This is a genomic window from Amycolatopsis sp. NPDC089917, assembly GCF_040684635.1.
Lineage (GTDB): Bacteria > Actinomycetota > Actinomycetes > Mycobacteriales > Pseudonocardiaceae > Amycolatopsis.
Genome location: NZ_JBFBGL010000033.1, coordinates 54,960 through 74,322 on the forward strand (window position 1 = coordinate 54,960; position 19,363 = coordinate 74,322).

26 protein-coding genes are annotated in these 19,363 nt (G+C 68.8%); 13 read left to right on the forward strand and 13 right to left on the reverse strand.

Going from position 1 to position 19,363, the window contains the following annotated elements; genetic code table 11:
• The first annotated feature begins 82 nt into the window (after positions 1 to 82).
• Genes AB0N89_RS23820 through AB0N89_RS23830 form a run of 3 tightly spaced genes read left to right on the forward strand, consistent with a single transcriptional unit; the run spans position 83 to position 3,032 of the window.
• Positions 83 to 1,399, forward strand: coding sequence for an amidase (locus AB0N89_RS23820; RefSeq protein ID WP_364207852.1), 1,317 nt, complete (start codon positions 83 to 85; stop codon positions 1,397 to 1,399).
• Positions 1,396 to 1,563: a hypothetical protein gene (locus AB0N89_RS23825; RefSeq protein ID WP_364207854.1), complete on the forward strand. Its 168-nt coding sequence runs from the start codon at positions 1,396 to 1,398 to the stop codon at positions 1,561 to 1,563. The genes AB0N89_RS23820 and AB0N89_RS23825 overlap by 4 nt, the downstream gene beginning before the upstream one ends.
• Positions 1,560 to 3,032, forward strand: coding sequence for a DHA2 family efflux MFS transporter permease subunit (locus tag AB0N89_RS23830; protein WP_364207856.1), 1,473 nt, complete (start codon positions 1,560 to 1,562; stop codon positions 3,030 to 3,032). The genes AB0N89_RS23825 and AB0N89_RS23830 overlap by 4 nt, the downstream gene beginning before the upstream one ends.
• Here AB0N89_RS23830 and AB0N89_RS23835 read toward each other — a convergent pair.
• From AB0N89_RS23835 to AB0N89_RS23845, 3 genes are read right to left on the reverse strand one after another with little or no spacing between them, the layout of a single operon-like run.
• The gene (locus AB0N89_RS23835; protein ID WP_364207858.1) at positions 2,947 to 3,345 is read right to left on the reverse strand and encodes a MerR family transcriptional regulator; all 399 of its coding nucleotides are present in this window, start codon (positions 3,343 to 3,345) and stop codon (positions 2,947 to 2,949) included. The two genes, AB0N89_RS23830 and AB0N89_RS23835, sit on opposite strands and share 86 nt — an antisense overlap.
• 14 nt (positions 3,346 to 3,359) lie before the next feature.
• On the reverse strand, positions 3,360 to 4,214 hold the full coding sequence (locus tag AB0N89_RS23840) for an ADP-ribosylglycohydrolase family protein (protein WP_364207860.1): 855 nt from the start codon (positions 4,212 to 4,214) through the stop codon (positions 3,360 to 3,362).
• 10 nt (positions 4,215 to 4,224) lie between these two features.
• Positions 4,225 to 5,229, reverse strand: a complete 1,005-nt coding sequence (locus AB0N89_RS23845; RefSeq protein WP_364207862.1) for an AraC family transcriptional regulator — start codon at positions 5,227 to 5,229, stop codon at positions 4,225 to 4,227.
• 54 nt (positions 5,230 to 5,283) lie between these two features.
• Here AB0N89_RS23845 and AB0N89_RS23850 point away from each other — a divergent pair, with 54 nt between their 5' ends.
• The gene (locus AB0N89_RS23850; protein ID WP_364207864.1) at positions 5,284 to 6,471 is read left to right on the forward strand and encodes a crosslink repair DNA glycosylase YcaQ family protein; all 1,188 of its coding nucleotides are present in this window, start codon (positions 5,284 to 5,286) and stop codon (positions 6,469 to 6,471) included.
• Here AB0N89_RS23850 and AB0N89_RS23855 read toward each other — a convergent pair whose 3' ends face one another.
• The 3 genes from AB0N89_RS23855 to AB0N89_RS23865 form a co-directional block, all read right to left on the reverse strand.
• On the reverse strand, positions 6,472 to 7,749 hold the full coding sequence (locus AB0N89_RS23855) for a M14 family metallopeptidase (RefSeq protein WP_364207866.1): 1,278 nt from the start codon (positions 7,747 to 7,749) through the stop codon (positions 6,472 to 6,474).
• Positions 7,750 to 7,843: 94 nt separating this feature from the next.
• Positions 7,844 to 8,485, reverse strand: coding sequence for a pyridoxal 5'-phosphate synthase (locus AB0N89_RS23860; RefSeq protein WP_364207867.1), 642 nt, complete (start codon positions 8,483 to 8,485; stop codon positions 7,844 to 7,846).
• Positions 8,485 to 9,210: a hypothetical protein gene (locus AB0N89_RS23865; protein WP_364207924.1), complete on the reverse strand. Its 726-nt coding sequence runs from the start codon at positions 9,208 to 9,210 to the stop codon at positions 8,485 to 8,487. Before AB0N89_RS23865 ends, AB0N89_RS23860 begins: the two co-directional genes overlap by 1 nt.
• Before the next feature lie 97 nt (positions 9,211 to 9,307).
• Here AB0N89_RS23865 and AB0N89_RS23870 point away from each other — a divergent pair, with 97 nt between their 5' ends.
• Positions 9,308 to 9,832 (forward strand): DUF2020 domain-containing protein, encoded by a 525-nt coding sequence (locus tag AB0N89_RS23870; protein WP_364207869.1) that lies wholly within the window; start codon positions 9,308 to 9,310, stop codon positions 9,830 to 9,832.
• 168 nt (positions 9,833 to 10,000) lie between these two features.
• On the forward strand, positions 10,001 to 10,453 hold the full coding sequence (locus tag AB0N89_RS23875) for a hypothetical protein (protein ID WP_364207871.1): 453 nt from the start codon (positions 10,001 to 10,003) through the stop codon (positions 10,451 to 10,453).
• An 89-nt stretch (positions 10,454 to 10,542) separates the two neighbouring features.
• Here the strand turns inward: AB0N89_RS23875 and AB0N89_RS23880 are convergent, their stop codons facing one another.
• Positions 10,543 to 10,806 carry a hypothetical protein gene (locus AB0N89_RS23880; protein WP_364207873.1) on the reverse strand — a complete coding sequence of 88 codons (264 nt, stop codon included), beginning with the start codon at positions 10,804 to 10,806 and terminating at the stop codon, positions 10,543 to 10,545.
• 20 nt (positions 10,807 to 10,826) lie between these two features.
• On the opposite strand from AB0N89_RS23880, the gene AB0N89_RS23885 reads away from it, so the two are divergent.
• Positions 10,827 to 11,198 (forward strand): nuclear transport factor 2 family protein, encoded by a 372-nt coding sequence (locus AB0N89_RS23885; RefSeq protein ID WP_364207875.1) that lies wholly within the window; start codon positions 10,827 to 10,829, stop codon positions 11,196 to 11,198.
• 10 nt (positions 11,199 to 11,208) lie between these two features.
• On the opposite strand, the gene AB0N89_RS23890 is transcribed toward AB0N89_RS23885, so the two are convergent.
• The gene (locus tag AB0N89_RS23890; protein ID WP_364207877.1) at positions 11,209 to 11,901 is read right to left on the reverse strand and encodes a hypothetical protein; all 693 of its coding nucleotides are present in this window, start codon (positions 11,899 to 11,901) and stop codon (positions 11,209 to 11,211) included.
• 89 nt (positions 11,902 to 11,990) lie between these two features.
• Here AB0N89_RS23890 and AB0N89_RS23895 point away from each other — a divergent pair, with 89 nt between their 5' ends.
• From AB0N89_RS23895 to AB0N89_RS23905, 3 genes are all read left to right on the forward strand, one after another.
• Positions 11,991 to 12,551, forward strand: a complete 561-nt coding sequence (locus AB0N89_RS23895) for a peptidylprolyl isomerase (RefSeq protein ID WP_039919022.1) — start codon at positions 11,991 to 11,993, stop codon at positions 12,549 to 12,551.
• 43 nt (positions 12,552 to 12,594) lie between these two features.
• Positions 12,595 to 13,557 carry a rhomboid family intramembrane serine protease gene (locus AB0N89_RS23900; RefSeq protein ID WP_364207880.1) on the forward strand — a complete coding sequence of 321 codons (963 nt, stop codon included), beginning with the start codon at positions 12,595 to 12,597 and terminating at the stop codon, positions 13,555 to 13,557.
• Positions 13,558 to 13,645: 88 nt separating this feature from the next.
• Positions 13,646 to 14,146 carry a hypothetical protein gene (locus AB0N89_RS23905; RefSeq protein ID WP_364207881.1) on the forward strand — a complete coding sequence of 167 codons (501 nt, stop codon included), beginning with the start codon at positions 13,646 to 13,648 and terminating at the stop codon, positions 14,144 to 14,146.
• Here AB0N89_RS23905 and AB0N89_RS23910 read toward each other — a convergent pair.
• Both AB0N89_RS23910 and crgA read right to left on the reverse strand, forming a co-directional pair.
• Complete coding sequence (locus tag AB0N89_RS23910; protein ID WP_364207926.1) at positions 14,131 to 14,508, reverse strand: PH domain-containing protein; 378 nt, start codon at positions 14,506 to 14,508, stop codon at positions 14,131 to 14,133. The two genes, AB0N89_RS23905 and AB0N89_RS23910, sit on opposite strands and share 16 nt — an antisense overlap.
• Positions 14,509 to 14,626: 118 nt before the next feature.
• On the reverse strand, positions 14,627 to 14,893 hold the full coding sequence (crgA, locus tag AB0N89_RS23915) for a cell division protein CrgA (protein ID WP_005161856.1): 267 nt from the start codon (positions 14,891 to 14,893) through the stop codon (positions 14,627 to 14,629).
• A gap of 468 nt (positions 14,894 to 15,361) precedes the next feature.
• On the opposite strand from crgA, the gene AB0N89_RS23920 reads away from it, so the two are divergent.
• From AB0N89_RS23920 to AB0N89_RS23930, 3 genes are read left to right on the forward strand one after another with little or no spacing between them, the layout of a single operon-like run.
• A complete protein-coding gene (locus AB0N89_RS23920; RefSeq protein WP_364207928.1) occupies positions 15,362 to 16,225 on the forward strand; it encodes a class E sortase in 864 nt (287 codons plus the stop codon).
• On the forward strand, positions 16,225 to 16,380 hold the full coding sequence (locus AB0N89_RS23925) for a hypothetical protein (RefSeq protein ID WP_005161850.1): 156 nt from the start codon (positions 16,225 to 16,227) through the stop codon (positions 16,378 to 16,380). Before AB0N89_RS23920 ends, AB0N89_RS23925 begins: the two co-directional genes overlap by 1 nt.
• Positions 16,353 to 17,360, forward strand: coding sequence for an LLM class flavin-dependent oxidoreductase (locus tag AB0N89_RS23930; protein WP_364207884.1), 1,008 nt, complete (start codon positions 16,353 to 16,355; stop codon positions 17,358 to 17,360). Before AB0N89_RS23925 ends, AB0N89_RS23930 begins: the two co-directional genes overlap by 28 nt.
• Here AB0N89_RS23930 and AB0N89_RS23935 read toward each other — a convergent pair.
• From AB0N89_RS23935 to AB0N89_RS23945, 3 genes are all read right to left on the reverse strand, one after another.
• Positions 17,357 to 17,749, reverse strand: coding sequence for an SCO5389 family protein (locus AB0N89_RS23935; RefSeq protein WP_005161845.1), 393 nt, complete (start codon positions 17,747 to 17,749; stop codon positions 17,357 to 17,359). The genes AB0N89_RS23930 and AB0N89_RS23935 overlap by 4 nt on opposite strands.
• A 110-nt stretch (positions 17,750 to 17,859) precedes the next feature.
• Positions 17,860 to 18,594, reverse strand: a complete 735-nt coding sequence (locus AB0N89_RS23940) for an ABC transporter permease (protein WP_364207886.1) — start codon at positions 18,592 to 18,594, stop codon at positions 17,860 to 17,862.
• Positions 18,595 to 18,609: 15 nt separating this feature from the next.
• Entirely contained in the window at positions 18,610 to 19,320 is a 711-nt protein-coding gene (locus tag AB0N89_RS23945) for an ABC transporter ATP-binding protein (protein ID WP_364207888.1), read from the reverse strand.
• Positions 19,321 to 19,363: the final 43 nt, after the last annotated feature.

Consider the following 19,363-nt stretch of genomic DNA (forward strand, 5'->3'; position numbering starts at 1 on the left):
GTACGGCCTTGCGCTCAACCGCGCTTCAGTTTGCACCCTGGTCCCGGCGGCGCCGACCCGGCGCCGCCGGACCGGAGGGGTTGTGGTGCGGAGACAACACGAGGGCTCGGTGCTTGAAGCCGGGCAGGCGTTGCGTCGCGGGGAAGTGACCAGCGTCGAATTGACGGAACGCGCGCTGGCCGCCGCCGATGAGCTCGGCGTGTACATCGCGCGGTTCCCGGAGCACGCGCTGGCGTCCGCGCGGCGGGCGGACCGGGAGTTCGCGGCCGGGGTGGATCGCGGGCCGGTGCAGGGAATCCCTTTGGGGGTCAAGGATCTCATCGCCGTCGCGGAGGGGCCGACGACGGCGCAGAGCACCGTGCTCGACTGGGGGCGGGGCATCGACGCCGCGGTGACGACCCGGGTGAAGGACGCCGGCGGGGTCATCGTCGGGAAGACCTCGACGATGGAGTTCGGGTGCGGGGTCCCGGACTCCGCCAAACCGTTCCCGATCCCGCGAAACCCCGGTGACAGCGAGCGTTGGGCTGGCGGATCCAGCTCGGGGACGGCGAGCGGGATCGCCGCCGGGATGTTCTTCGCCGGGCTCGGCTCGGACACCGCAGGCAGTATCCGGATGCCCGCCGCGTTCTGCGGCGTCACCGGGTTGATGCCGACCTACGGGCGGGTTTCGAGATCGGGTTGCGTGCCGCTCGCGCACACCCTCGACCGGATCGGCCCGCTCGCCCGCACCGCGCGCGACTGCGCGGCACTGCTGGAGGTCATCGCCGAAGTTCCTTTCGTGGCGCCGGAGTTCACCGGTGACCTCGCGGGGCTGCGGATCGGAGTCGTCCGGGAACACCACTTCCCCGAAGACGCCGATCCCGCGCTGGCACGGGTTTTCGGTGAAGCGCTGTCCCTCGCGGAAGACCTCGGGGCTGAGTTGATCGAGATCTCGTTGCCGTACTGGGAAGAGCTGACCACCGCGGTGCTGGTCACCGCGAGCTGCGAAGCCCTGGCTCATCACCGAGCCGACCTGAGCACGAGATGGCCGGACTTCGGTGTCTCGACGCGGGCGATCTTCGCGGCGGGGGCGCTGGTGTCCGGCGCGGATTACGTTCAGGCGCAACGGGTTCGGCAGGTGGCGCGACAGGAATTGGCGCGGCTCTTCGACGACGTCGACGTGATCGCGAGTCCGGTCGCGTCCATCGGCGCTCCGCTGCTCGACGACGTCGCGGACGCGGCCGGGCAGCAGAACCCGGAAGTCTTCGAGAAGATCACGACGCCGTACTGGAACGGCGTCGGGAATCCGGTCCTCGCCGTGCCGATGGGGAAGACCGGTTTGTCTCTGCAACTGGCGGGCCGCCTTTTCGACGAGGCGACCGTCCTGCGTGTCGGTGACGCGCTCCAGGAGGCGCGATGAACCCGGAACTGATCGATCTCGTGCTGGCCAAGGCGAAACTCCCGGCCGACGAGCCAGACAAACGAGCGCTGGCCCGCTTGCGCTGGCTGTCCACAGTGGACTCCCTGTACGCGGTGCCGATGGATCGCGGCGTCGCGCCGGTGCCGAACGGGGATCCGGCATGACGCGCCGTCCCGGTGAAGGCGCCGTGCTCGCACTGGCCTGTTCGGGATCGTTCGTGGTCATCCTCGACGCGACGATCGTTTCCGTCGCCCTGCCCGCGATCCGGTTCGGTCTCGGCTTCTCGCCCGGTGCGCTGACCTGGGTGGTGAACGCGTACACGCTCGCCTTCGCCGGTTTCCTGTTGCTGGGCGGCCGGTTGTGCGACGAGTTCGGGGTACGGCGGATGTTCGTGCTCGGGATGAGCCTGTTCACCGTCGCGCGGCTCGCCGCCGGGCTGGCGGGTTCGCCGGAGACGCTGCTGGTCGCCAGGACGGTGCAAGGGTTCGGCGGCGCGCTGCTGATGCCGGTGACGTTGTCCCTGCTGACCACGACGTTCACCGAACCCGCCCGCCGCGCGCGGGTCCTGGGTACCTGGAGCGCGGTGGGCGCGGCCGGCGCCGCGGCGGGACCGGTGATCGGCGGAGTGCTGACCCAGTGGGCGGGCTGGCGCTGGGTGTTCTTCGTCAGCGTCCCGATCGGGGTGGCGGCCGTCCTCGCCGCGTCGATGCTGCCGCGGCGGGATCGAAGCCGACCTCGCGGCAGGCTGGACGTGCTCGGCGCGATGCTATCGACGGCGGGACTCGTCGGCGTGGTCTACGCGGTGATGCGGTCTCCGGCCGACGGCTGGGGAAGCGGATCCGTGTTGTTTCCGCTGTTCGGCGGACTCGTCCTGCTCGGCGTCTTCCTGGTGCACCAGCATAGGTGGGCGGACGAACCGCTGATCGCGCTCGGGATCTTCCGGCTGCGATCGGTCAGCAGCGGCAACGTGGTGATCTTCCTGCTGGGGCTGGGTTTCCTCGCCAGCCCGATCCTGCTTTCGCTGTACCTGCAGGACGTCCACGGGTACTCGCCGCTGCGGGCCGGGTTGGCGTACCTGCCGGTGGGCGTGGCGATGTTCGCCGGCGCGCAGACGGCGGGCGGGTTGTCGGTGCGGCTGGGACCCCGGCGCGCGACGGCGCTGTGCTGCTCGATCGGCGCGGTGGGTCTCGCGGGAGTCGCCGCGCTGACCGGCCCGCACGCCTCGTACGTCGTTTCCGTGCTGCTGCCCGGGATGGTCTTCGGATTCGGGACCGCCGCGGCCTTCACCCCGATCACGGTGGCCGCCACCAGCGGCGTGCCGGAATGGCGGAACGGCCTGGCAGCCGGTCTGCTGAACACGGTCCGGCAGACCAGCGGCGCGATCGGCCTGGCCGCGTTGACCGCGCTCGCGGCGGCCGTGACCGCGGCCTGGCAGACCGGCGGTCCGGCGGGAGAGGCGCAGGTGCACGGCTACACCGCCGCGTTCCTCGCTTCCGCCGTCTGCCTCGCGGCCGCGGCCGTGGTCGCGGCGGTGGCGATGCCGGGACTCAGCTCGCCGCCGCGTGCGCGGGCAGGTCGACCCGATCGCGAAACCACGGGCAGTCCTCAAGGCTCCCCTCGCGGCGACAGGTGAGGAGTTCGACCAGGTAGTCGTGCGCGGTGTCGAGCCGCGCACGCTCCTGTTCGATCTCCGCGAGCTGACCGGCCACCACCTCACGCCAGCGGTGCTGTTCGGCGAGCAGTTCGGTGATCTTGGACAGGCCCAGCCCGCCGATCCGCCGCCAGTGCTTGATCAGCGCGATGCGATACAGCTGGTCGTCGTCGTAATACCGCTGTCCCGAGCGGCGGGAGGCGGTGATCAGGCCGCGGCGCTCCCAGTAGTGCAGTGTCGAGATCGCCAGCCCGAAATGGTCGGCGGCCTCGCGGACCGGCGTCAAGGAAGTCATGCGACCAGTCTAGGTTAGGTAACCCTAAGAAGCTGCTCGTCGAGCTTCGCGAGATAGTCGCGGCCGAACTCGCCGTTCTCCAGGTCGCGCCACAGCACCGGCGGCAGGTCCTGCGCCACCTCGGGCGACCGGGACGCGGCGGCCAGTGCGATGGTCGCCGCGGTGTCGACGTCGCCGGTGAACGCGACGCAGGTGTGGAGCATCCGGGCGAGACCGCCGCCGTCCGCGAGCACGGTCAGCGCGGCGCGGACGCTCATCCAGCCTTGCGGGCCGATCTTGCCCGACCACGGCAGCGACCAGCCGCCGTGCCCGACGTCCTCGGGAAGGATCCCGTCGATCCAGCGCGCGACCTCGGCTGTCGGACCGAGCCGATGGTGGCAGTAGTGCACGGCGAGCGCCGCCGCCTGCGCCGCGGCGATCCCGGCCGGGGTGTCGTGCGTGATCCTGGCCTGCAGTTTCGCGTGGTAGAGGACGTCGTCGACGGTCGGCAAGAGCCCGATCGGCCCGGCACGCATGGCCGCCCCGCTCTTGTCGCTCTGCGGCTGGAGCCGTCGAAGCAGCTCGTCGCCGTCCTGGACCTCGCTGAGCAGCTGATGGAACCGCGGCGCGTAGCCGTCGTGCGGATCGCGGTGATACCCCCGGACGAACTGCTCGGCGACGAGCGGCGGCGTCCACCGGCGGCCGGACACGAGCAGCTCGGCGATCGCGATCGTCATCTGCGTGTCGTCGGTGTAGCGACCGGCCGGGACGCCGAGGTAGCCGGGATGCGGCACGTAACCGGTCAGCGTGTTGTGCTCCGCGACGAAGCTCGGGTACGCGTGCTCGAAGGAGCCTCCGTACGCGTCGCCGATGGCCAGTTCGACCAGCATCCGGACCCTTTCAGGCGGTGAGTCGTGCCGTTTCCGAGGGGAGTTTGCCGTAAGTGCTGCGGTAAAGACCGGAAAACCGGCCGAGATGCGTGAAGCCCCATCGCAGCGCGACGTCGGTGACGGTGCCTTCGGCGCGGCCCCGCGCGATCGCGAGCAGGTCCTGGTGCACGTGGTCGAGCCGGACACGGCGCAGGTACTCCATCGGCGTCAGCCCGAGTTCCGTCCGGAACGCCAGCTGGAGCGCGCGCACGCTGACCCTGGCGGCCATCGCGAGCTCGCCGATCGACACCGGTTCGGCGGCGTGCTCCTCGCAGTACGTCATCGCGCGGCGCACCGCCGTCGACTTCGCGTGGGACCGTTCTTCGGCGAGATCACCGGACATCGAATGCGGCTGGGTGTCGAGCAGCCCGTGCAGCAGCAGCTTCTCGAAATGCGAGGCGGCCAGCGGCGACCGGTCGAACAGCCCGGACGCGGCGGTCTCGCCGAACGTGTGGAGCAGGGTGAGCCACTGGTCCATGCCCGACGTCTCGATGATCGCCGGATCGAATCGCAGCGCCGACGTCGGCGCCTCGCCGAGCCGTTCGCGCATCGTGTCCGCCACCAGCCGTTTGCCCATGCGGAGCAGCAGGATGTCGGGATGGTCGTACCTGGTCTGGAACCGCGTCTCCGGACCGGTCACGACATGGCGCGCCGGGATGACCTCGCCGTCGATCGTGATCTGGCTCCGGCCGCTGAGGGTCACGACCACGGTGTACGCCTCCGCGGTCTCCTCGCCCTGCAGCACGACGTCGGAGTCCAGCGTCAGCTCGTAGACCGACAGTCCGCCGGGGTCGATACCGGGGATGCGGAGGCCGCTGAGCTGGGAGATGTCGAAGGAACCGGTCGGCGCGGGGGTGTGCAGCTTGACCGTGTCCGGCGCGAGAAACGCCTGGAAGGTGTGCTCGAGCTCGCCGAAGTCGTCGCCGGTGACCACCGTCGAGGCGACCGGAGAGTCCATCGAGAACCGTTTCCGCACCCGTCGATCGTGCCAGGCTGCGGGAAGCCATGGGGTGCCCATACCGTGGAAGGCATGGCGACCGGCAAGCTGCGCGCGTGGTGGGCACATCGGCAAGGTCTCGACGGATCGCTGCACGGATCACCGGCGGCCGCCGTGCTGGAGCGGACCGGCTGGATGCGCTCGATCGGCGGTTCGGCGCCCTATCTCGGGCTTTTCGCCCGAGCCCGCCTCGATCGCGAGACGGTCGACGCGGACGTCGCCCGGCTCGCCGTCCACGAACTGCCCTCGGCCCGCGGCTGCACCTACGTCCTGCCTTCGACGGATTTCGGACTCGGCCTGACCGTTGGCGCCGCGGCCCCGGCGGGTGAACTCGCCGCCGCGGAGAAGTACCTCGGCGTCACGCGGGCCGAGGTCGAGCAGTTGTGCGTCACCGTCGCCGACCTGCTGGAGGCGTCCGCCGAACCGCTCGCGCCGGCCGCGATCAAGGACGCCGCCGGAACCGCGGTGCGCTCTCTCGGGGAGGCGGGGCGCAAACGCGGCACCACCACGACGTTGCCGCTCGCGCTCGGCCTGCTCCAGGTCCGCGGCGACATCCGCCGGGTCCCGGTCAACGGACGGCTGGACCAGCAGCGGTACGGCTACGTCCGCTGGACGCCGTCACCGCGTGGCGAACTGTCCGATATGGACACCGCGCGGACCGAACTGGCCCGGCGGTACTTCTCGTGGGCCGCTCCGGCGTCGCTCAAGCATTTCCGCTGGTTCTCCGGTTTCACCTCGGCGAGCGCCAAGAAGGCCGTGGAGCCGCTGGACCTCGTCCCGCTCGACGGCACCGATCTGCTGATGCCCAAGGAACTCGCGGACGAGTTCGCCGCTTTCACCGTGCCGTCGAAGCCGTCGTACGCGCTGCTCGCCGGGGTCGACGGCATCCACCTGCTGCACCGCGAGATGTCGCGGCTGCTCGACGACGCCGACGTCGAACGGCCGATACCGGGCGGCCGCGCGGGGGAGACGCTGGGCGGCCAGGCGGATCCGCCGAGCCATCTGATCGTCGACCGGGATCGTTTCGCCGGCCTCTGGGAGTTCGACACCGAGACGAGCAAGATCGTCTACCGGTTCTTCGGGAACGAAGATGCCACCTTGCGCGAGACGATCGCGGAAACCCAGGAATTCGTCCGCGACCGACTGGGCGACGCCCGGAGCTTCAGCTTGGATTCGCCGAAGAGCCGGGCGTCGCGAGTGGCCGATCTCAGTGGGTCCTGATCAGGCTTTCGCCTCGTTGATCAGGATGTCGACGGCCTTGTCGTTGCGGGCGGTCTGCTCCGGGATCACCGAAGCGGGCGGGTAGAAGCCGTCGATCCCGCCGTCCTTCGGGTACATCTCGAAGGTGTAGCTGAGGATCTTGTGCTTGCCCCACGCCCAGTCGTTGATGTCGCCGTCGGTGACGTACAGATCGCTGGACTGCTCCGGCGTGTAGCCGTTGGTGCCTGCCATCTGCTTGCCGACGTCGGCGAAGCGCTTCGCTTCTTCCTCGTTCAGGCCCGTGTCGGTCTCGGCCTTCGTGTAGCCGTACGGCCAGAGCACCAGCTCCGAGAAGGTGTGGAAGTCGATGTGCGCCTTGATCTGCTGCGCGCCCCCGACCACCCGGGAGTTCATGAACTCCGCGACCGCCTTGGTCTCGGGCTCGGAGAACGCCGACGGACCGTGGTAGTCCTCGGCGGACGGGCTGTTGCTCGACCCGCCGCAGCAGTTCCACTTGTAGTCCCAGTTGCGGTTCGGGTCGGTGCCGACCGCGCTGCTGCCCGGCACGGGCTTCCGCGTCTTGCGCCAGCCCTGGTACTCGCCGCCGGTGATGTCGTACTCGGAACCGTCCGGGTTGACGTTCGGGATCACGTAGATCTCGTGCTCGTCGACCATCTTCTTGATGGCCGGGTCGGTCGCGTACCCGCTGGTGAACCGGTTCACGATCCGCAGGCACATCTCGGTGGTGAGGTGCTCGCGCGCGTGCTGGTTGCAGGTGAACAGGACTTCGGGCTCGTCCTCGTCCTTGGCCGCGTTGTCGCTGATCTTCAGCACGTTGAGCTCGCGGCCTTCGTAGGACTTGCCGACGCTGGACAGCGTCGCGATGTCGCTGTGGTCCTTCGCGGCTTTCTGCAGCTCAGCGGTCGTTTCGGCGTAGGTGTGGTACGCCTCGTCGCCCGGCGGGAAGTCGCCCGCGACGGCGGAGGTGCCCGCCCTGCCGCTGCGCTGTTTGAGCATGCTGTCGAAGTCGCCGAGCGACTTCAGGCCGAACCCGTTCGCGCGCAGGCTCGCGGCCTGATCAGGGGTCGCGACGACGGTCAGCGCGCCACCGCGCGAGCCCGCGATGTCGACACCGGTGCGGGCGACGGCGGTGCGCTGGGCGGAGTCGTTCGCGCCCTCCACCGAATACAGCCCTCTCGCCGGGTCGCCGGTCTGGGCGCTCGCGACGGGCGTCGTGACGGCCAGCAGGGCGAGCCCTGTGGCGGCCAAGGCGCCCCCGATGCGACGGCGTGTGGACATTTCGCCTCCGAACGATCTGGGGACAAGGTGCCGTTCACCGTCGCCGAAGTGAATCGTCCACGACAACCCGACGATGGTCGTTCCCAGTTACCGTTTACGGCCAGAGACGTTCTTTGCGCCAGGCGCCGCTCTCGCTCCGGTAGCGGAGCCGCTTGTGCCGCCGATCGTGACTCGCCTGCCAGAACTCCACTTCGGACGGCGTCACCAGGTAGCGGGTCCACGTTTCCGGTGCCACGTCCGGATTCTCCTCGACCCAGAGGCGTGCCTCCTCGGCCGCGCGGTCGAGATCGGCCGGATCGCCGAGCACCTGCGACTGCCTGCCGATGAACGCCTCGACGCGGGACGCGGGCGGGCGCGCGGTGAAATCGGCCGCGGACACCTCGGGTTCGGCGAGGGTCACCGAACCGCGCAAGCGGATCTGACGGCCTCGCCCCGGCCAGAAGAACGTCAGCGCGGCGAACGGATTCTTCGCCAGCTGAACACCTTTCGGGCTTTCGGAGCTCGTCGCGACCGCCCAGGTGTCGCCTTCGACGTCCTTGAGGATCACGACCCGCGCGTCCGGCACGCCATCGGCGTCCACTGTGGACAGTGTGACGGCGTGCGGCGCCAGGACGTGCTCCCCGGCTTCGTCCAGCCATTCCAGGAACAGCTCGCGAGGACCGGCCGGCGAGGCGTCGAGGTCGAAGTCCGGCAGATCCCGGGGGAACGACGGCCAGCCGCGCAGCGTGCGCTCCATCAGTACCCCGGAGGACGCTGATGCGGCGGATAGCCGGGTGCGGGCGGCGGATAGTGCGGCGGATGCTGACCCGGCGGCGGACCCTGCGCGGGCGGCGGGCCGACCGGGTACTGAGGATGCTGCGGGGGCTGCTGCGGCTGCCAGCCGGGAGGCGGCTGCTGACCTGGCGGCGGCATGGGCGGTCCCGGCGGCATCGGCGGCTGCTGGCCCTGCGACTGCTGCCACTGCACCTGCTGATAGACCTCGGCGGGCTGCGGGAAACAGAACGTCAGCTTCGCGTTGACCGAACCCTGGACCGCCGCGCCCCAGATCTTCCCGCCGACGAACGCGTACATCTGCGCCGCCGAGACGTCGACGGCCACCATGCGCGTCTCGCCGCCGAACTGGTTGCCGGATTTCGCCGACGCGGCCTGCGCGGCGTCCGGATACACCCGGTCACCGATCAGTCCGGCGATCACCACCGAAGCGGCCGTCCAGCCGACGGTGCCCATCACGTTCGCGCGCGCGTGCTGCGTCGCCAGCCCGGTGAAGTCGTACAACGCGGGCGCGGTCACCTCCGGGATCGCCGCCGCGACCACGCAGTAGTTCATCGTCGACATCATCACGGACTCGGTGAAGAGGCCCACGACGGCCGCGCTCGGGCCGATCTGGACGGTGTTCAGCCTGCCCCCGCTGCGCTGGATACGCTCTGCCACCGCACCCAGGTACTGCTCCTTGGTGAGCACTGATGCCTCCCGAAGACCGCTACGCACCGCCATCGTCGCATGAACCGGGCGGACGGTCGCACCGACGCGGTGATCCGATCTGCTTCACTGGACCATCATGCGACGTCTTCTGATCTTGCCGCTCGTCGTGCCGCTGCTGGCGGCCTGCGGGCCGACGGAGCAGCCGCCGCCCGCGGCGAGCTCGCCCACGCCGTCGAACACCCCGGCGCCCCAGATCCCGCCTTCGCCGGAACCCACCGGCAAAGGCCCGTGCCCGTTCCTCGGCACCGAGTTCGTCTCGGATGCCAACGGGCAGAAGGTCTCCAAGGTCAAGACCTCGGCCGACCAGCCGCATCCGACCTGTTTCTTCTACGCGCTCAGCGGGAAGCTGCAGCTCACCGTGCGCGTGTACGTCGGAGAACCCGCCGTGGCCAAGGCGCTCGTCGATCAAGCGGCGCCCATCGACACTTCCAACCCGGCCGACGAACCGGCGGGCTGGAAGGGCGGCTACCAACCCTCCGGAGAAGGCGCCGTCTACGCCGTCGCGAAGGGCGGGAACGCGGTAGTCGTGACCACCAACCAGAAGCAGAGCATCAAAGCACGCACGGTAGCGAAGGAGGCTATCGGTGAGCTGAAGCTCTAGGTAGTGGTATCCACACGTCAGAGTGAAGTTGATCTTGTACTACCCTGTGCCGCACGCGCGACGGTTTCGCGGGACCAGCGCGACGCCAGATCCGGCGGAGGCCGCCTTGCGGTGTGGCTCGGCGGCACAAAAGATCATTTTCTCCCCATAGGACAAAGGACGAGTTTCGTGGCTGCAACCCTCAAGGAAATCCTGCTCGACTCCAGCCGTCGCCCGGCGGTCGTGACCGACTTCGAAGGCCTCGTCGACGCTGAGGTCTCGGACAAGGGCGGCGTTTCCGGTGCCGTCGTGAAGACCGGCTTCGCGGCCGTCAAGAAGATCAAGCCGGGCATCATCCCCGCCGCCGTCGACACCCTGCTCGACGACTTCGCCGGTGCCCTCGAGCCGTTCTACGGCGACTACAAGGCCAAGGGCGGCAACGACTTCGGCGCCTACCTGGTCGGCCGCGGCGACGAGGCCTCCGACGCGCTCCTGTCGGTCACCGACTCGCGCGCCGAGCAGAGCAGCCGCGACAGCATCAAGAAGGTCTACTCGAAGCTGCGCCCGAACGGCAAGAAGAACGTCGAGGAGGCCCTTCCCCGCCTCGGCCAGCTGATCGACAAGCACGCGAGCGCTGTCTGATTTCGATCGCGCTGACGTAAAGCGCGCCGAAGGGGCGCCCGTTCGCTTTCAACGTTCTGTTGGAAGCGAAGGGCGCCCCTTTGTCGTTTTCAGGGAGTCGCGCCGAGTAGGCGAAGCAGGCTGGTACGCAACGCGTCGGCCGCTTCGTCGCCGGACATCCTGCCCGAGCCGGACTCCTCCCCGCTCGCCTTGCCCCGCCGGATGACGCGTTCGAGCCGATCAGCGACCGGTGAATGGCGTCGCACCTCGGCGTCCGGGGTCGACGGCAAGGAATTGATCTTCCGAAGCAGCGCGGGATAGCGCCCGGACGTCCGGTGGGCGGCTTCGATCAAGCGCGTCCGCGGCCGGGCCATCGTCAAGGTCCGCGTCGTCCATGAATTCCTTCAACGGCACCGATCCGAAGAAGTTCATCGCCGATTTCCCCAGGTCCTTCCACGACGAACTCGTGAACAGCTCGCCGATGGGGCAGCGGATGGACCGGGACAAGCTCATCGCGCATACCCGCCCGGTCCGCAAGAACCGGCCCAGCGGGCGGATGGAGGTGCGCGAAGCGGTCGCGAACGGGGACCGGATCGCCGCCCGGATGCGCCGCGGGCACTGCGCGGGTTCGTCACCGAAGAGATCGAGAACATCGCCGTCGAAGAAGCGGGCTACGAACTCGTGCCGGGGACGTGAAAGGGCCGTCCAGGGGGCCGGGTGTGCGGCGGTCCTGGACGGCCCTTCGCCAAGCAGAAGAAGAGGGTAAGGCGTAGTTCTCAGTTCTTCTTGTCGGACGAGCTGGTGCTCGAAGCCTGGTGCCCGTTCTTCGGGGCGGCGGGCTTCGGAGCCGCGGGCTTGGCCGGAGCCGGACCGGAAGCGGCGGGCTTCGCGGCAGCGGGCTTCGGAGCGGCCGCGGCCGGAGCGGCGGGCTTCGCGGGGGGAGCGGGCGGAGCCTTCGGCGGCGCGGGCGCGACCGGCGGCTCCTGCTTCGAACGCAGCGCGTAGGCGGCACCGGCGCCGACGACCGCGATGCCGACGACCCACGGCCAGCGACGACGCTTGCGCGTCCCCTTGGCGGCGGTCTTCGCCTCGACGACCGCGGCCTTGAAGTCCTTCTTCGCAGCCTTGAAGTCCTTCTTGCCCCGGCGCTTGGACTCGCCGGCCGACTTCGCGGCCAGGATGGCGGCCTTGCGTGCCTTCCTGCCCGGCTTCCGCATCTCGGAAAGCCTGGCCAGCGCCTCCTTGCGAGCCGCCTTCGAGCTGCGCTTGAGCTCCTTGCGGGTCAGTTCCGTCTTCTTCGCGAGCTTCTTGCGCGCGCGACGGCTGGTCTTAGCGATCTCACCGGCGCTCTCGGAGAGCTTCTGCTCGGCTACCTCGACGGCTTCCTTACCCGCCTCGACAGCACGTTTGCGCAGGCCGAGCGCGCCGGCCTTCGCCGACTCGCTCACCGAATCTGCGGCCCGGGTCATGGCCTTCACCTCATCAATCGTTTTGATTCTGCTTCGTTGCTTGCAACCTATCGTGCCCCTTTTCCCCAGATCTTGCCGCAGATGGCACGATGAAGCTCGTGACTGAAAGCAAGGGATCCCTCATTGGTGGCGCGCTGAAGGCCACTCTGCACACCAACCAGGGTGACATCAACCTGAACCTGTTCCCCGACCACGCGCCGAAGACCGTCGCGAACTTCGTCGGGCTCGCCGAGGGCAGCAAGGAGTACACCCAGCCCAACGCGCAGGGCGAGAACTCGGGCCCGTTCTACAACGGGTCGATCTTCCACCGCGTCATCGACGGCTTCATGCTGCAGGGCGGCGACCCGACCGGCACCGGCCGCGGCGGCCCCGGCTACAAGTTCGGCGACGAGTTCCACCCGGAGCTCCAGTTCTCCAAGCCGTACCTGCTGGCCATGGCCAACGCCGGACCCGGCACCAACGGTTCGCAGTTCTTCATCACCGTCGCGCCGACGACGCACCTGAACTTCAAGCACACCATCTTCGGTGAGGTCGCGGACCAGCCTTCCCGCGACGTCGTCGACGCGATCGGCCGCACCGCGACCGGTCCGGCCGACCGTCCGCTGCAGGACGTCGTCATCGAGAAGGTCACCATCAGCCGCGAAGGCTGATCGCAAAGCCGGTTACGGGGGATTTCGGTAGGTTGGTGGCATCGTGAGCCAACCACCGAATCCCCAGTACCAGCAGGCGGCCATGCCCGGTTGCTGGTGGCACCCGAACCGGCCGACCGGGCTGAGCTGTGCCCGCTGTGAGCGTCCGGCCTGCCCGGATTGCCTGCGCGAGGCCGCCGTGGGCTTCCAGTGCACCGACTGCGTCCAGGCGGGCCGTCAGCAGGACCGCGCGCAGCAGAAGCAGTACCGCGACGCCGGATACGGCGCGCGCACCATAACCGGCGCCACGCTGCCCAGGACGGCCATCGTGACGCCGGTCCTCCTGGCGATCAACGTCGTCATCTTCTTCATCACGGTCGCCCAGTCCGGCAGCCTCGCGAACAACAACTTCTCCGAGCTCTTCCAGCTCGGCGAGCTGTGGAACCCGGCGACGCTGGCGGGCAACGAGTGGTGGCGGATCTTCACCTCGGGCTTCCTGCAGTTCGGCGTGCTGCACATCGCGAGCAACGCGTTCTCGCTGTGGTTCGTCGGCCGTCCGCTCGAAACCGCGCTGGGCCGGGTCCCGTTCATCGCGCTCTACTTCATCTCGATGCTCGGCGGTTCGGTCGCGAACCTCGCTTTCACGGGTCTCGACGCCGTCCCCGTGATCGGCGCGTCCGGCGCCATCTTCGGACTCATCGGCGCTTACGCGGTCATCGTCATCAAGCTCAGGCTCAACCCGACGTGGCTGCTCGTCATGCTGGCGCTGAACGTCTTCATCACGTTCCAGGTGCCGGGTATCTCGATCCTCGGCCACGCCGGCGGGTTCGTCGCCGGGCTCCTGGTGACCTTCGCGCTGCTCTACGCGCCGGAGAAGAACCGGCTCAAATGGCAGGTCGGCGGGCTGGCGATCGTGGTCGTCGCGCTGATCGGGCTCGTCGTCTGGAAGGACTCGCAGACGATCTCCGCGACCTGCGAGCTCACCACCAGCCGTGGCGCGCCGACCTACGTTTGCTACCCGAAGTAGTCCCGCTTCCCCCGAGTGGGTTAGGCGGATACCCGGTGGGGAAGCAACATGGCTGGGTACTTCCACGTTGATCATCAACATCGACAACGTGGGGGTCGAGATGAAGTTCCGGAAAGCAGCAGCTCTCGTCGCCGTCGCCGCCCTGGCGTCGGCCTTGGCACCTTCGGTCGCGCAGGCCGGGCAAGCCGCCGAGACCTGCCAGACCTACACCAAACGCTATTTCCTCGGCTCGGGCAGTGCGATCACGCTGCGTGTCGCCTACGTCGATTCGGCGTTGAAAATCTGCTTCGGGAATTCGGGCGTGACGTCCTCGGTGGCGACGCAGACCGTCGGCACGACGGGGCCGGGCGCGGCCACCGGCTGGGAGATCACCGCGGGCCAGGCGGTGGTGGAGGACCAGCGTCCCCGGCACGTCAAAGCGAAGTTCAGCGGGTCTCTGCGGACCTGCGTCGTGAAGATCAACCCGATCTGCTCGCCGGCGTCGCCGTACGAGATCTTCGGGGAGTACGCGCCGCCCGCGGTCGGCCCGGCCGTTCCGGGCTGGTCACACGGCCCGAACGGCGACGTCCACTACTACGACAACGCCTGACCCTTGAGGGCGGTGAGGACGTCCAGGACGTCCCTGGGGTCCTCCCCGAGGTCGATCCGGCCGAACACCAGCAGGTGGTCGCCGGATTCGATCTCGAGGGTCAGGTTGTCCCGGCCGAACCGCCGCGTCGTGCGCAGCCGGAGCCGGGCTTCGGACCAGGAGTAGTGATGCGCGCCACCGACGGTCCTGGCCAGGATCCCGCCGGGACCGGCGGCCAGCCGAGGGCGGAGCAGGGTGCCGTGGAGCGCGAGCGCGCCCACGGACAGCATCGCGACCCCGGTCAGGACGGTGCCGCCGACATCGCCGCCGATGACCAGCCACGTCACACCTGCCAGCAACAACAGGGTGATCGCCCAGGCCACTACCACAACGTTCTGCTGCGGCGCCCACGAGGTGGGGTAGTTATCCACAGGGGTTATCCACACTGGGGATGAGTCACACCGGTGTAATTAGGCGTCAAGCCGCCATCCGGGGTAATGCTCACCGCCACCGCATCGTCATGAGCAGACCGGCGATCATCAGCACGAAGCCGATGGCGAAGTTCGTGTTGCCCAGATCCGCCATGAAGGGGATCTTGTCGCCTGCGATGTAGTTCACGACCAGCCACAACAGGCCGATCAACATGAGGCCGAACATCACGATCTTGTAGAACAGGTTCGACGGGCCCGCGGCTTTGACCTTCACCGGCGTGCGGCGGTCGGTCGGCGGGGTGTACGCCGTCTTCTTGCGGACCTTGGACTTCGGCATCGTGTTCCTCGCGTACTGTTCGGCTTCCCTGCTGGCGATGACCCGCTTTCGGGTGCGCAACCAGCGCCACGTGCACACGTTAACGTAAACGAGCGCCGCTGGGCACCGTCCGGGACCGGTCGATTTCCCGCACTGTGACAATGGTGTCACACACGGTTCGACATCGGGGCTGGGTTCGACACTGCGGCTTGGTTCGAGACTGAGGAGCTTTGCGTGGCTGAGCGGGAAGAGCCGGGCGGGGACCGTCGGCGGTACTCCGGACGCCCACCCGGCGAGGGCCGTCCGGCCCCCCGGCGTAGGCCGGAGGAAGGAACTTCGCCGCGTCGCGCCCCTGGAGAGGCGCCGGCGCCTCGACGGAGGCCGCCGGAGGGCCGTTCGTATGACGGTCCGCCGCCGCGTCGCCGGACCGACGCGCCCCCGCCCCGCCGCCGCCCCACGCCGCCGCCGGGGTCGACCGAGGAGACCGTCATCTTCGAACCGGTCGGCGGTGGCGTCGCGACCGAGGAGCGCCCGCCGCCCCGGGAACTGGGCAAGGGCGGCGCCGCCATCCGGACCGTGGGCGAACTCCTCATCACCGCCGGTCTGGTGGTGCTGCTGTTCATGGTCTACGAGGTCTACGTGACCGACCTCTTCTCCGCGGGCAAGCAGTCCGAGGCGAGCACCGAGCTGGACGGCGAGTGGGGCAAGGACCGGACGCTGCATCCGGAACTGGTCGACGGGAAGGCGTTCGCCAGGATCCACATCCCGGTGTTCGGCGCCGACTTCAACTTCACCATCCAGGAAGGCACCACCGAGGCCGCGCTCGAAGTCGGTCCCGGCCACTACAAGGGCACCGCGCTGCCGGGCGAGCCGGGCAACTTCGCGGTCGCCGGGCACCGCGTCGGCAAGGGCGCGCCGTTCAACGACCTGGACAACCTCAGCTCGTGCGACCAGATCGTCATCGAGACGCAGACCGACTTCTACATCTACAAGGTGCTGCCGTACAAGGACGAGGTCGAAGGCTGGGCGGCGGGCAAGGGCGCCCAGCCGAAGTGCAAGAACGTCGGCACGCTGCGCGACCCGAACGCCGCCGACGGCGGTCCTTACGGCGAGACCAACGGCCGCCGCATCGTGTTCCCGACCAAGGGCGACACGGTCAACCCGGTGCCGTACAAGGATCCCGAGATCCTGCCGAAGGCCGACCAGGTCTCGCTGCTCACACTGACCACCTGTCACCCGCAGTTCTCGGCGAAGGAACGGCTCATCATCCACTCGGTGCTGACCCAGCAGGTGCCGAAGAACCAGGTCGGCTCCTACGCCGAACTGCTGCCCAAGATCTCGGAGGCGCGCTGATGTACGGCTGGATCTGGCGCAAGCTGCCGGGCCCCTTCGCGGTGAAGCTGGCGACGGCCGTCGTGCTGGCGCTCGGGATCGTGGCGCTGCTGATGTTCGTCGTCTTCCCGTGGCTGGAGCCGCGGCTGTGGTTCAACGAAGTGAGCGTCCAGTAAGCCCGCGGTTCGGCGTCTTCCTGGTCTCCGGGCGGTTTCCCGGGCAGGAGGACGCCGATGTCCTGCGCCGGTCGGTCGACGCCGCCATCGCCGCCGAGAGGGCAGGCTTCGACGACGTCTGGTTCGCCGAACACCACTTCATGCCGTACGGCGTCTGCCCGTCCGCGATCACGCTCGCCGCACACGTGCTCGGGCGCACCGAACGGATCACGGTCGGCACCGCGGTGAGCGTGCTGTCGATAGCGCATCCGGTGGCCCTGGCCGAACAGTGGTCGCTGCTCGACGCGGTTTCCGGCGGACGGCTGCGGATCGGCGTCGGCCGCGGCGGGCCGTGGCAGGACCTCGAAGTGTTCGGCACCGGGGCGGCCCGCTACGAAACCGGGTTCGAGGAGAGTCTCGATCTGCTGCTCGCGGCGATGACGTCGAAGACCGTCTCGGCGGGCGGCGACCACTTCCGGTTCCGTGAGGTGCCCATGGTGCCGCGGCCGGAGCGCGCGCCCCGCCTGGTCGTGGCCTGCGGTGACGCCCGTTCGAACGCGGTCCGGCTCGCCGCCGATCGCGGGCTGCCGATGCTGCTCGGCCTGCACACCGACGACGACGGCAAGATCGAAACCCTTGCCGCGTACGGGGAATCCGCCGCTGGGCACGTCTCGACGGTGATGTGCCAGGTCGGCGACGACGCGCTGGACGTCGTGCGGTCCGCGTTGCCGGGTTCCCTCAAGGAGGGTTTCGCCGGGCACGTCTATCTCGACGGCAGACGCGGGCTGGACAAGGATCCGGTGTCCTATACCGACCGGCTGTGCGAGATGCACCCGATCGGCGGCGTCGAGTACTGCGTCGACAAGCTGGGAACGAGCCTCCGGCGCACCGGGGTCTCCCACGTGATCATGATGGTGGAAGCGTCCGGTACGCCGGAGGGAACGCTCGAGAACATCGCGCGGATCGGGGAAGAGGTACTACCCGCGCTGCGAAAGGGCTAGCAGTCGCGGAGTTCCGGGCTCTGGTTCAGCAGCTGGCCGCGCACCGAGACGAACGCGCGGTAGCGGTCACTGTCCACTTGGGACTTCTTGAACACGGCGACGCGGTGGCAGTTCTGGAACGCCAGCTTCACGCCGAAGTGCCGTTCCAGTCCGCCGCGGATGGCGTCCGAGGCCAGCGCCCGCAGCAGCTGACCGCGTTCGGCCTCGCTCGGCGGCGGCGTCTCGTTGTCGGCGAACCCGTCGGCCGCGCCCTCGGCCTCCGCGATGACACCGGTGATCACGGTCCAGGCGTAGGGCAGGGATTCCCGGACGCAGGCGACGAATTCGGCGTCGGAGACCTCCCCGCGCTCGGCCTTCTCCAGCAGCGCGGGCGATACATCCAGAGACATCGAACCTCCGAGAGAGACACGGTGAACGTGGGCCGTCTTCCTGACTACCCACCCGCGGCCCGAGTCACAAGAGAAAACGATCATCATCACCACTTTGGCGGAAGCCGTCGTCACTCCCAGCGAAAGAGCTTCGCGGCCAGGACACAACTGCCCACCGCGAAAGCCGCCAGCACGGCGAGCTGCAGCGGCTGGGCGCCGGCGCCGGTCCAGGCGTCCTCCATGGCCTTGACGCCCGGCGGGACGTACGCGCCGATGTCCTGGACGACCGTCGGCAGCAGCGGACGCGGCAGGTACACGCCGCCGAGGAACATGATCGGGATGTAGGCGATCATCGCGATCCCGCCCGCCGCGCGGCCGGTCTTGGCGACCGACGCGGCGATCAGCCCGAACCCGAAGATCGCCGTCGTGCCGAGCGTGAACGCGAGCAGGAATCCGAAGGGATGCCGCGGCCCGGGGACGTCGAAGACGACCGAACCAAGCACGATCATCAGGCCGACGCCGGCGATCGTGACGGTGACGTTGATGATCAGCTGTGCCACCAGCAGTCTCGCCGGATGCACCGGCGTGGTGGCGAGACGGCGGAGGATGCCTTGTTCGCGGTAGGCCGCGATCACGGCCGGGATCGCCTGCAGGCCCATCAAGGCGATGGTGAGCACCACCAGCGAGGGCACCCAGGCGTCGATGAACCGCATGCCCGGGGTCTTCTCGCTCTCGGTCCGGAACGCCGGGATGGCGCCGAGGCCGAGCAGCAGCCCGGTCGGGAGCACCAGGCCCGAGATGACCCAGATCGGCGAGCGCAGGGCGAGCTTCGTTTCGGTGAGCGTGATCTTGGTGAGCGTGTTCACTGGTCGTCTCCCGTTTCAGTCGCGGCCGGTCAGGGTCACGAAGGCGTCGTCCAAAGAGGTCTTCCCGGTGCGGTCGCGAAGTTCGAGCGGGCTGCCGGTGGCGACCACGCGCCCGGAGTCGAAGATCGCTAGGCGGTCGCAGAGGCGCTCGGCCTCGTCCATGAAGTGCGTGACGAGCAGGACGGTGACGCCGGTGTCGCGCACGTCCTCGACGAGCTTCCAGGTGTCGCGGCGGGCGTGCGGGTCGAGTCCGGTGGTCAGCTCGTCGAGGACGGCGACCTCCGGGCGGCCGATCAGCGCGAGCGCGATCGAGACGCGCTGTTTCTGGCCGCCGGAGAGCTTGCCGAAGTACTTGTTCCGCTGCCCGGTGAGCCCCAGCTTCGCGAGCAGGTCACCGGGGTCGGCGGGGTTGGCGTAGAAGGAGGCGTAGAGCTCAAGCGCCTCCTGGACCTTGAGCTTCTCCGGCAGGCGGCTCTCCTGGAGCTGGGAGCCGAGACGCTGCTTGAGGGCCGCGTGATCCGTGTTCGGGTCGAGGCCGAGGACCGAGATGCTGCCCGAGTCCGGCGTGCGCAGTCCCTGGAGGCATTCGACGGTGGTGGTCTTGCCCGCGCCGTTGGTCCCGAGGATGCCGAAGATCTCGCCCTGTTCCACGTGGAACGAAACGTCGTCGACCGCGACGTGCTCTCCGTACGTCTTCCGGAGGTTGGTGACTTCGATGAGTGGCATGCGAAAAACGTTATGGAGCACGGTTCTGTTTTTGGATGGGTCT